8 protein-coding genes are annotated in these 11,560 nt (G+C 28.0%); 2 read left to right on the forward strand and 6 right to left on the reverse strand.

All coding sequences use genetic code 11. The features are described 5' to 3' along the window. The first annotated feature begins 74 nt into the window (after nt 1-74). On the forward strand, nt 75-875 hold the full coding sequence (locus tag Q3304_RS01775) for an NAD(+)/NADH kinase (RefSeq protein ID WP_054269598.1): 801 nt from the start codon (nt 75-77) through the stop codon (nt 873-875). 24 nt (nt 876-899) lie between these two features. Next, nucleotides 900-1,469: a phosphodiesterase gene (yfcE, locus tag Q3304_RS01780; protein WP_407813291.1), complete on the forward strand. Its 570-nt coding sequence runs from the start codon at nt 900-902 to the stop codon at nt 1,467-1,469. A gap of 172 nt (nt 1,470-1,641) precedes the next feature. Here the strand turns inward: yfcE and Q3304_RS01785 are convergent, their stop codons facing one another. The 6 genes from Q3304_RS01785 to Q3304_RS01810 form a co-directional block, all read right to left on the reverse strand. Further along, nucleotides 1,642-2,694, reverse strand: a complete 1,053-nt coding sequence (locus Q3304_RS01785) for a cell wall-binding repeat-containing protein (RefSeq protein WP_407813290.1) — start codon at nt 2,692-2,694, stop codon at nt 1,642-1,644. A 205-nt stretch (nt 2,695-2,899) separates the two neighbouring features. Further along, nucleotides 2,900-4,126, reverse strand: a complete 1,227-nt coding sequence (pepT, locus tag Q3304_RS01790) for a peptidase T (protein WP_407813289.1) — start codon at nt 4,124-4,126, stop codon at nt 2,900-2,902. 89 nt (nt 4,127-4,215) lie between these two features. After that, the gene (ytvI, locus tag Q3304_RS01795; RefSeq protein ID WP_407813288.1) at nt 4,216-5,268 is read right to left on the reverse strand and encodes a sporulation integral membrane protein YtvI; all 1,053 of its coding nucleotides are present in this window, start codon (nt 5,266-5,268) and stop codon (nt 4,216-4,218) included. Between the two features lie 150 nt (nt 5,269-5,418). Next, nucleotides 5,419-6,672: an HlyC/CorC family transporter gene (locus Q3304_RS01800; protein WP_054269593.1), complete on the reverse strand. Its 1,254-nt coding sequence runs from the start codon at nt 6,670-6,672 to the stop codon at nt 5,419-5,421. Nucleotides 6,673-6,801: 129 nt separating this feature from the next. Continuing rightward, nucleotides 6,802-10,329, reverse strand: a complete 3,528-nt coding sequence (locus tag Q3304_RS01805) for an AAA family ATPase (protein WP_074179580.1) — start codon at nt 10,327-10,329, stop codon at nt 6,802-6,804. Then, entirely contained in the window at nt 10,316-11,527 is a 1,212-nt protein-coding gene (locus tag Q3304_RS01810; protein WP_054269957.1) for an exonuclease SbcCD subunit D, read from the reverse strand. The genes Q3304_RS01805 and Q3304_RS01810 overlap by 14 nt, the downstream gene beginning before the upstream one ends. Nucleotides 11,528-11,560 lie beyond the last annotated feature (33 nt).

The raw sequence follows: 11,560 nt of genomic DNA on the forward strand, positions 1-11,560 counted from the left end.
CTAGGTCATTTATAAATTTATAAATTAAGAATTATAAAACTATGTTATAATACAAAGTATGAAGAGGTGAATATATGAAAAGAATTATAACTATAAATACAAACCAATTAAATAAGTCCCTTGAGACTAAAGAACTCTTAACTAGAAAACTTACCAATGCTGGTTTTGAAGTGTATTCAGATGTTTATCCAGATACAGAGCTCATTATATCAATTGGCGGTGATGGCTCTTTTTTAAGGACAGTTAGAGATTTCGATTTTCCTGAAATTCCTATAATGGGTATAAATACAGGACATCTAGGTTTTTTTCCTGATATTTTACCAGATAAAATCGATAACTTTATTGAAGCTTATCTAAAAAAAGATTATATTATTCAAGAAATGTCACTTCTTAATGCTGAAGTATACACAACTACTAGTGGCTCTAACATGCTTGCTGTAAATGAGGTTGTTATAAGGGGGGACAAGTCTAGGACTATACACCTAAATTTAAACCTTGATAATAGACACATACAAAATTTTAGTGGAGATGGTATGATTATTTCTACTTCCACAGGTTCAACAGCCTATAACTATTCTGCTGGAGGTAGTATTGTTGATATAAATCTTGAACTTATGCAGATTACACCTTTACACCCAATAAACACCAACGCATATAGGTGTTTTACATCAAGTATAATATGTTCAAATGAATCTATTATAAAAATTGCACCAGAATACAGATTTGAAGATTCAGTATTAATTGTAGTTGATGGAGTTGAACACAGATTTAGACAAATCGAAAATATAAAAGTTAGTATATCTGATGCAAAAATAAAATTACTTAGGATGTCAAATTATGAGTTTTGGCATAGAGTATCTGAAAAATTTTTATAGACTGCACTTAGGAGGATTTTAAATATGAAAATAGGAATAATGAGTGATACTCATGGTAGCTTGCTTTACTTTGAAAAAGCATTAAATGTATTATCTGATTGTGATATTCTCTTACATGGTGGAGATGTCCTATATCATGGGCCTAGAAATGAGATTCCAGAAGGATACAATCCTAAAAAATTTATCGAAGTATTAAATAAGTTAGAAAATATTATGATTGTAAAAGGAAACTGTGATGCAGATGTTGACCAGATGGTAATAGAACATCCTATTCAAAGTCCTTATGTCATGAGTCAATTTGGTGAAATTAGAATTATATTAAATCATGGCTATACAGAATCAGAAGAAGAAATTATTGACAATGCAAAAAAAATGGGTGCTGACATATTGGTTTTAGGTCATACCCATATAAAGAAACTATATATGGATGATAATTTAATAGTTATAAATCCAGGAAGTACTTCTATTCCTAAAGATGGAAGCCACTCTGTAGCAATTATAGATATTATAAAAACTGATGATGAAGATGAACTTGAACTTGATATCAACTTAGTTGACATCCATACTGGAAATATAATAAATATTAACGAATAATAAACTTTCAATAAAAATAAATCAAACTTAATTCTTTTAAATGAACAAAAAAAACAAGTAAACTCTGCTATTTATATCTTAATTAGAACTTTAAAGATAATATCCTAGACCTCTAATTAAATCTAACTTAGTTTACTTGTTTTTATTATATGTTGTTATTGATTTATCTATATTACTGTAATTCTAATGCTTCTGTATATGGTTTACTATTCTTACCTCCACCAACTTGCACAAATTTATCAGCCTTTACTTTTTTTATAAAACTTTTCTGTGCACTACTTAAACTTCCACTTGCAAGGATTACAGGTGATTTTGTCTTTGATGCTAATACTCCAGCAGCAAGCCCATCAACTAAATCAGCTTCTCTTCCACTTCCATCTTTTGCAAAATACATATTATTAACTTTACTTAATTTTCCATAAAATTTTTCTAAAACTTTGGCATTTGTATCTTTTCTATCTGTACCTGCTAGCCTTTCTGAATTGGCTAATTGTCCCTCAAGGTTTTTACTTATACTATATTCTCCACCTATTATGTAAGTCTCATTTGAATTTTGTGTAATAAAACTCTTTGCTCCACTTCTTATACTATCTTTACTTGTATATATTATAGCCATATTATCACTTGCTGCTGGGCTTGATATTGAAGTTGCATCTGCTAACCCATTGTATCCATTAACTACTGCTACTTTTGAAACACCTAAATCTCCTGTATCATCCAGTTGCTTAGTAAGAAGTAATGAAGTTTCTTCTCTATCTGCTCCACCAATTCTGCTTACTAACACTCCTATGTCCTCAAGAGATTCTTTTACACTTGATGAAATAGCTCCTTCACTTCCGATTAAAATAACTTCTTCTGGATTAAGTCTTTTTATTTCATCTGTAACATTATCTGGTATACTATTTTTATTAGTAAGTAGTATTGGTGCATCCAGCTTGCTAGCTAAAGGAGTTGAAGCCAATGCATCTGGTAATGAATTTGAATTAACTAGAAATACTCTCTCTGAACCATTATTCCATCCACTTTGAGATATTTTTATGGCCGTATCAAATCTATCTTCACCAATTAATGTTTCTCCCTTTGGAGATTTTCTGTTTTTAAGATAATGATTCATACCTGTCTGTGTATTTTGATTTTTATCAGTGATGTCTGCATATACACAACTTGGTATCATAATTCCCACTACAAGTGCAAATGCTATTATTTTTTTAGATTTAATTTTCAATATAATTCCCCCTTTTTAATATTAATACTTATTGCTATCTGTACCTTTTATAGATACACACAATTAAAAATAATTATCCTTTATAAAACTAATTACAAAAATAGCTATATCATCTCAAATACAATACAAACTCATAATCAGTTTGACTTATAAAGAATGATATAGCTATTATAACTTTAAATGATTAGTTTTTAAATACTTTTAACTAAACTCTTTCAGCATATTTTTCAGCTATTCTTATAATTAATTGAGTAGCTTTCTCCATAGAACTAACTGGTATACATTCATTTTTACCATGGAAGTTTAATCCTCCAGTAAATATATTTGGACAAGGTAATCCATTAAAAGATAATCTTGCTCCATCAGTTCCTCCTCTTACAGGAACTAGACGTGGCTTTATACCTAATTCCTCCATAGCATCTTTAGCTATATCAACTATAAACATAACTGGTTCAATTTTTTCTTTCATATTATAATAAGAATCTTTTAAGTCTAATTCTACTCTATTGTCATATTTCTTATTTATTTTTTCTATATTTTCTATCATAATAGACTTTCTCTGTTCAAACTTTTCTCTACAATGGTCTCTAATAATATAAGCCATACTTACATTTTCAACATTTCCACCTATAGAATTTAGATGCCAAAAACCTTCATATCCCTCTGTTGTTTCTGGTCTTTCATCTGCTGGAAACATTTCTGATATTTCAGCAGCTATATGTATAGCATTTACCATTTTATTTTTAGCTGACCCTGGATGAACATTTCTACCATGTATAGTAATAGTTGCATTTGCTGCATTGAAGTTTTCACATTCAAGCTCTCCAACTATTCCTCCATCTAAAGTATATGCATATTTTGCTCCAAATTTTTCAACATTAAATAAATCAGCACCTCTACCAATTTCTTCATCAGGTGTAAATCCTATTTTTATATCTCCATGTTTAATTTCTGGATGATTTATTAAGTATTCTATTGCAGTTACTATTTCAGCTATACCAGCTTTATCATCAGAACCAAGTAAAGTTGTTCCATCAGTAACTATTAAATCATCTCCCTTAAATTCTTCTAACTCTGGAGAATCACTTATATACGTAACAACATTTAATTCTTCATTTAAAACTATATCTTTTCCATCATAGTTTTGAATTATTCTTGGTTTAATATCTTTTCCACTAACATCTTCAATTGTATCTAAATGTGATATGAACCCTATAGTATCCACACCATCAGTGTTTCCCTTTAAAGTAGCCATTATATAACTATTTTCATCTAAACTTACATCATCAATACCCATTGATTTTAGCTCTTCAACTATATACTTAGCTAAAACTCTTTGACCTTCTGAAGATGGACAATTTTCACATTGAGAATTGGATGTTGTATCAAATGATACGTATTTTAAAAATCTTTCTACTACTTTTTGTTTCACGTATATACCCTCTTTCTTATACTATTAATGAAATTTTTTATTTATTAGTGAATAAATTTTTATTAAAAAAAAGTTCTAAGTTATTATAATTAAAAAATATCCACCTTCTTAAGTATATCATGCATACACACCAAACCCAAACAAAAAATTACGCCAATTATTCCTTTTACTTGGATTCCAATAAAAATTGCAGCAAGTGTAGCCAGTGGATTTAATCCAACATTTACAGATACTAGTTTAGGTTCTAGTATTTCTCTAATTAAAGATAAGATAAAAAATATTATAGTCATACTTATAGCTATAAAATAATTTTTTATAAGAAAATAGTAAACTATTACTGGAAGGTATATTGTTATAATACCTAGAAATGGAATTAAATCCATTAAAGCTCCCACAAATCCTACTATTAAACCATATTTTAATCCAAATAAAGCAAAACTTCCCCAAATTGCAAAAAATGTTATAGCCATGAGTATTGTATAAGCTCTTATATATCCAACAAGAGAAAGACCTGCTTCTTTTTTTACATTTTTTACTTTCTTTCTGACATCAGTAGTGAACATATTATAAAAGCTATTTTCAATTTTATCTAAATCTTTTGCTATAAAATATGTAGCAATAAACAAAGTAATTATAAATATTATAATATATGGGATGGAAGTGGCTAATCCAAGGATACTTGTAAGAAGATTTTTTGTAATTTGCATCACTTCACCACTAAATTTATTTACTAACTGCTCTACATCAAAATTAGCTATTTCTTGAAATGTTTTCATGAAGTCGTTTACTTTATTTAAGAAATACATAATAGTATTACTTATATCTTCAGGATTAGCTGATACATTATTTAAAAATCCCATTAGTTCTTTTACTGAGTTTATTACTATTATTGTAGTAACTGTACTAACTATAGCAACTGCAAGAAAACTTAAAACCAACGTAGATACACCTTTATTTATGTGAAATTTATTTTCTAACTTTTGTGATATAGGATTAATCATAAGTGCTATTATACCACCTAAAAAAAATGGGGCTATGTATGGAAAAGCTTTATAAAGAAAAACAAATAACAATGTATATATACAAAAAAAGATGGTATTATTTTTTAATTTATATAAGAAATTATTTTCTAGTATGCTCATCTTAAAAATCTCCTTTCTTCTAATTTATATTTTTATTTTGTCCATTTCATACTAGTTTTATTTGAATATAAAATAAAAATAAGTGCATGCAATATAAAATTTAACTTTTACATTACATGCACTCATAATAAATTTAAGAACATTATTACATTATGTATATATTCTTATTTTTTTAATTCTATTTTTTTCTATACTCTCTATACAAAATCTTATATTATCGACTTCAATTACTTCATTCTCTTCTGGCAATCTGCTCAAGTGTCCAATTATAAAGCCACCTATAGAATCAAATTCTTCAGATTCTAAGTTTACACCAATAAGTTCATTAACATCACCAATTTTAGTACTTCCATCTACAATATACTCATCTTCTTTTATAACTTGTATTTCATCTTCTTCCTCATCATATTCATCCTCTATATCACCAACAATTACTTCTACTAAATCTTCTATAGTTAGAAGACCAGATGTTCCACCATACTCATCTACAACTATGGCCATTTGGCTTTTTTCAAGTTTCATCTCTTCAAGAAGTTGTGTTATTTTTTTGAATTCATATGTGAAAAAAGGCTCTCTCATATAGTTTTTAATGTCAAATGATTCTATTTCCTCATCTGATAAAAATATAATGTCTTTTATATTAAGTATTCCTACAATATCATCTATAGTCTCTTCATACACGGGCATTCTACTCAATTTCTCAGTTTTAAATACCTGTATTATCTCATCATAACTATCTTCCATATCTATAGCTACCATATCTATTCTTTGTATCATTGCATTTTTAGCTTGCATATCTCCAAATTCAAATACATTGTTTATAATTTCTCTTTCTTCCATTTCAAGGACGCCTTCTTCATGGCTTACATTTACCATGGTTTTTAATTCTTCTTCAGTTATGAATGATTTGGCTCCTTTATTTGTTATACCGAATAATTTAAATATAACACTTGTGATTATGTTAAATATCCATACTATTGGTCTTAATATAAATATAATTACTTTTATAGGTTTGGATACTAATAGAGAAACCTTTTCTGAATTACTTGCTGCTATTGTCTTTGGAGTAATTTCACCAAATATCAATACTAACACTGTCATCACAGCTGTAGCAAGTGCCACTCCTTTTTCTCCCATTAATCCTATAAATAAAGATGTTGATATGGATGTTGCTGCTATATTTACGACGTTATTTCCAACCAATATAGAACTTAAAAGTTTATTTGGACTTTCTATTAATGAACTTACTAACTTAGCTCCTTTAACTCCTTCATCTTGCATATATCTGATTCTGATTTTACTCAATGACATTAAAGCCGTTTCAGATGCTGAGAAAAATGCAGACCCCATAAGTAATACTATTAAAAATATAATCTGAATCAAATTATTGGGCGATTCCAACACTTACCACACTCCTAATTACATGTTTTTATATTAATATTAATTATAAATAACTTTAATATTAGTTTTAATTATATCACAATTATATATTTTTTGGAAATATTAGATAATATATTCAATTAACATATGTTTTTAACTATATTCAATTTTTACTTGTGAACCTACTCCAGCCTCACTAGATGAAACTATTAACTTAACAGGAACTCTATTTTTAAGTTCCTCGACATGACTTATTATACCCACACTTAGATTATTACTATGCAATCTTTCCAATGATTCTATAACAATTTCTAAAAGTTCACTGTCTAGTGAGCCAAAACCTTCATCTAAAAAGAAGAATTCTAGAGGTGCACTTCCCTTTAATTGTATCTGAGATGAAAGAGCAAGTGCTAATGATAGAGAAGTTAAGAATGTTTCTCCACCAGATAGGGTATCAATACTTCTTCTTTCTCCTCCATTAAAATTATCTCTCATTACAAAATTCAGCGTCGAATCAATTTCAAGTGCATATCTTCCTTTTGTTATTCTTTCCAATCTTTTTGATGCTTCCAAAGCGATATATTTTAATTGGTTTGTAGAAACATATTCTACAAACTTGTTTCCTTGCACACATTTATCTAATTCCTCTAATAAATCTACCTGGTGTTCAACTACTTTAAGCTCTTTATTAAAATCATTTATCTTATCTAAAGAGTCTTTTAATGTTATTAGCTTATTTTGATTAGCTCCAATATCTTTTGATATATTACCTATCTCAACTTTTAGATTATAAATCTCGTCTTTTAATTGCTCAAAGTATTCCTTCTTTACAGTCCTACCATTTAATTTTTCTTTTGATGATTTTATTTTAAATGTCAATAATTTTTGTTCTTCTTCATATTCTAATATTTCTTCAATTAATTTTTTTATTTCATCGCCATCTAACAAAGCTCTTTTTACTGCATATATACTTTCAAATTTATTTTCTGCTAATAATCCATTTAATATTACTTTTTGTTCTTTATATTGCTCTCTAGCTGTTTTAAGTCTACCATCTATATTGTGTTTTTCAGCAATATTTTTTTCATACTCTAATCTTTGCTCTTCTAATTTTTTTCTACTTGATTCTTCTTGTTCTAATATCTTACATATATTTTCTTCAACATTATGTAAAAGATTTTTAGCCAAATCACCCTTAGTTATGTTAATAACTTCTTTATACTTATTTTCTCTATGAACTTTTTTTTCTACATATAATTCTCTAGCTCTTATTAACTCTATCTCTATCTCATGTAGTTTACTTTGATTTTCTCTTATTTTAAGGTCTAATGAATCTCTATTTTTTAATAATTTGGAGTATCCAGTGCTTAGTAATTCTAATTTTTTTTCATTTTCTCTTATTTCTTCTACCTTTGATGATAGATTAGAAACTTTAGTAATCGTCTTTAATCCTATATACTCCTGTTTTAGTTTTTTACATTTATTTTCTAGACTTTCTATCTCTGTATTTAAGTCTCTCGTTAATTTCTTATAGTTATTCAAGCTTTCTTTTATTTTTAGTTCTTCTTTTTCAACTTTATTCTTCTCTTCTTTAACTAATGTTATCTTATTTTCGGTATCTTCTTTCTCTTTCTCCCATTCTTGAATGTTAGATTTAAGCAAAGCAAGTTTTCTTTGTTCGTCATCAAGCTTTTTTAACAATTGACTAGATGGAATATCACCTAGTTTTCCTTTTACATCTTCCAATTCTTTAGTTTTCATTTTTTCTACAGATAAATATCCACTTACTTTAGCATTTAATTCCTCTATATTGCGTCTTATACTTAATTTTTCTTTTTCCTGTTTTTCTAGTTTTTCTTTGACAAAAGCTATATTCTCATCATATTTAGTTATATTATGGTTTTCATGATGTTTTGACCCACAAACTGGGCATGGCGTATTTTCTTTTAACTCACGTCTAAGCTCTGATGCTAAATTTAAATATTTTAACTCTTCTAGTTCTTTTTCTAGGTCTTCTCTATTTTTTCTATTATTTTCAAGCTTCTCATTTAGTAAATTTATTTCTCTTTCAGTATTAAACTTACTTTCTAGTACTATCTTTAATTCATCTTGTATATTATTCTTCTTAATTTCATTTTCTTTAGTATTGTTTGCTTTATTTCTTAATTCAGTTACATATTCAGATTTTAAAAGTAAATCTTCACTCTTACCAGGACATTTTCTAAGAAGAACATCTAAGTGAAGAGATAAATTTTCTAAATTACGTTTTGTATCATTTTTATCTTTATCGATATATCTGATTTTTAAATTTATGTCTTCTGTCTCTTTAAGTATTTCTTCTAGTTTATTTACTTTTTGATTCTTCTCTTCTAAGACTTTATTATAATCTTTCTCATATTCATATGCTAAAAATATCTTTTGTTTTAATTCAGCACCTATATTTACTTTATCGATTTTTCCTTCAACTTCTTTTATGGACTTAATTACTGCATCTTTTCTAGATTCAGCCTCTTGTTTTACTTTTTCTAATTCTACTTTATTCTTATTTAAATTAACACCATGTTCTTTTAACTCTTTTAACTCTTTATCTAATAAAACTAACTCCTCTTCTAATCTTATTGCCTGTTGCAACCTTATCTTTTCTTCACTTAATTTAGGAACCTCTTCATTTTTAATTCTACTTATTTTTTCATATCTATTTTTTATGACCTCAAGTTCCTGATTTAGTATCACTAATTTCTTTTCTAAATTACTTACAGTAAAGTTATCTTCATTTATTTTTTTTTCTAGATTTTGAACAGAGCCTATGTATGGGTCTACTTTTCTTGCATTATTATCATTTTCTACAACACTTGTCTTTTCTTTTATCTCATTGCTTTTTAAATTAAGTTCATCTTTTCTAATCTCATTTTTCTCTAGTTTTAATTGTTCTTCATATACTGCTTTACTCTCTTCATAAGATTTCTGAGCCAAATCCAAAGCTTTATTTTTCTCTTTTTCAGTTTGTTTTAATTCTATTAATTCTTGATTTATATTGTTGTATACTTCTTCTGTAACTCCATCATATTGGCTTAATTTTGATTTTAAATCTTTTAAATTTTGTAAATGTAGGTTTTTTCTCTTTTTTACTTTTTCTCCAAGACTTCTTCCATATTTCTCAAGATTGAAAATTCTCTCTAACATGTCTCTTCTATCTGCACGTGACAATCTCAGAAACTCATTAAATTTATCTTGTGGCAAAACTACTGACCTAGTAAAGTCATTAGCTGTTAGCCCTACAACTTGAGCTACCTTTTCATTTACTTCCACAACCTTATCAGCTAAAACATTTTTAGTATTGTCATTCAATATCTCTATTAATCTAGCATTAGAAGTCTTTGTTCCTGTTTTGCTTCTAGCAATAGTTCTATCTACAATATATCTTCTTCTAGTATTTTTACTTCCTATCTCAAATTCATATGATATAATTGCCTTATCACATACACTATTTATATATTCTTTTGTATTTCTGGAGATATTTCCATACATAGCAATGGTTATTGCATCTAAAATTGTAGATTTTCCACTTCCAGTAGTTCCAAATATCCCAAACAAACCTCTTTCAATTAGCTTTTCAAAGTCTATAACTTGTTTATCAATGTAACTATTAAGTCCTGTAACTTCTAACCTAATTGGTCTCATCTGCTGATTCACCCTCTTCACTTATTATATCTAGAAACAAATCCATAAGCTCCCCCTTTGGCTCCACACCTCTACTAAAAGAATAAAATTCTTTAAATAACTCTGCCATAGACTTTTCTTTTATATCTACACTTTCTTGTTCATAGCAAGATGTTATTATTGGTTTTATTTCTATTATGTCTTTTAATAATTCCTTCATTTTTTTTATTTCATTCTGTGATATTATCTCATCAGTATTTATTTCAAAGTATGACCAAATATCTCTATTTTGATTTTGCTCACATATCTCTAAAGCTTCTTCTATACCATTACATTTAAATACTTCTATAGGTTTATAATTATTAAAGTATACTTCCCCAATTACTGGTTTTTCACCAGCCTTTATATCCACTATATATGCACCTTTAGTATATGCTCTTTCATCTTTACTATATTGAAGTGGAGAACCTGAATAATATGCGTTTAAACGTTCAGAAGCTTTTTGTTGTTTATGCAAATGACCTAATGCAGTGTATTGAGCTTTTTCTGGTAAATCTTTTCTTTCAACTAAAAAACTTCCTCCTAGTTGTATTGGTCTTTCTGATTCAGTACTCTCTCCACCTATTACAAATATATGTGATACTGCTATATTTATAGTATCACTTCTAAAGTTTTCTTCTAGATTTTTAAATATATTGCCTACCTTTTCAGAATAAGTTTTTTGTTTTTCCAAATCATCTTCACTCGAAAAAACTTCATTCAATCTTTTTTCACTTGGATAAGGTAAGGTAGCAATTACAACACTTTCACCATTTATATTTAGTGTTGTGCATCCTTGTACTGCATCTGTTATTTCAAAGTTTCTATACTTAGCTTTTGTTGTAGCACTTGATGGATAACCAAATATAAGTATTCCCTGTTCATGTGCTAAAGGTGTTATTGCAGAAAGTCTCTCTGGATTATCATGATTTCCTGAAATTATTAATACACACCTTTGCCCATTATTAGCAAGTTTTGAAACAGTTTGATAAAACAGTTTTTCTGCTTGTGCAGGAGGATTAGAAGTATCATATATATCTCCAGCAATTACAACCATATCTATTTCATTTGATTCTACTATTTCTATAAATTCCTCACAAAACTTTGCTTGCTCCTCAATTCTAGAATGGCCCTCTAGGGATTTCCCTAGATGCCAATCTGATGTATGAATAAATCTCATTTTTTCCCCTTCCTCTATCTTTATGTTTAATTT

This window comes from Clostridioides sp. GD02377, assembly GCF_045899875.1.
Taxonomy (GTDB): domain Bacteria; phylum Bacillota; class Clostridia; order Peptostreptococcales; family Peptostreptococcaceae; genus Clostridioides; species Clostridioides difficile_A.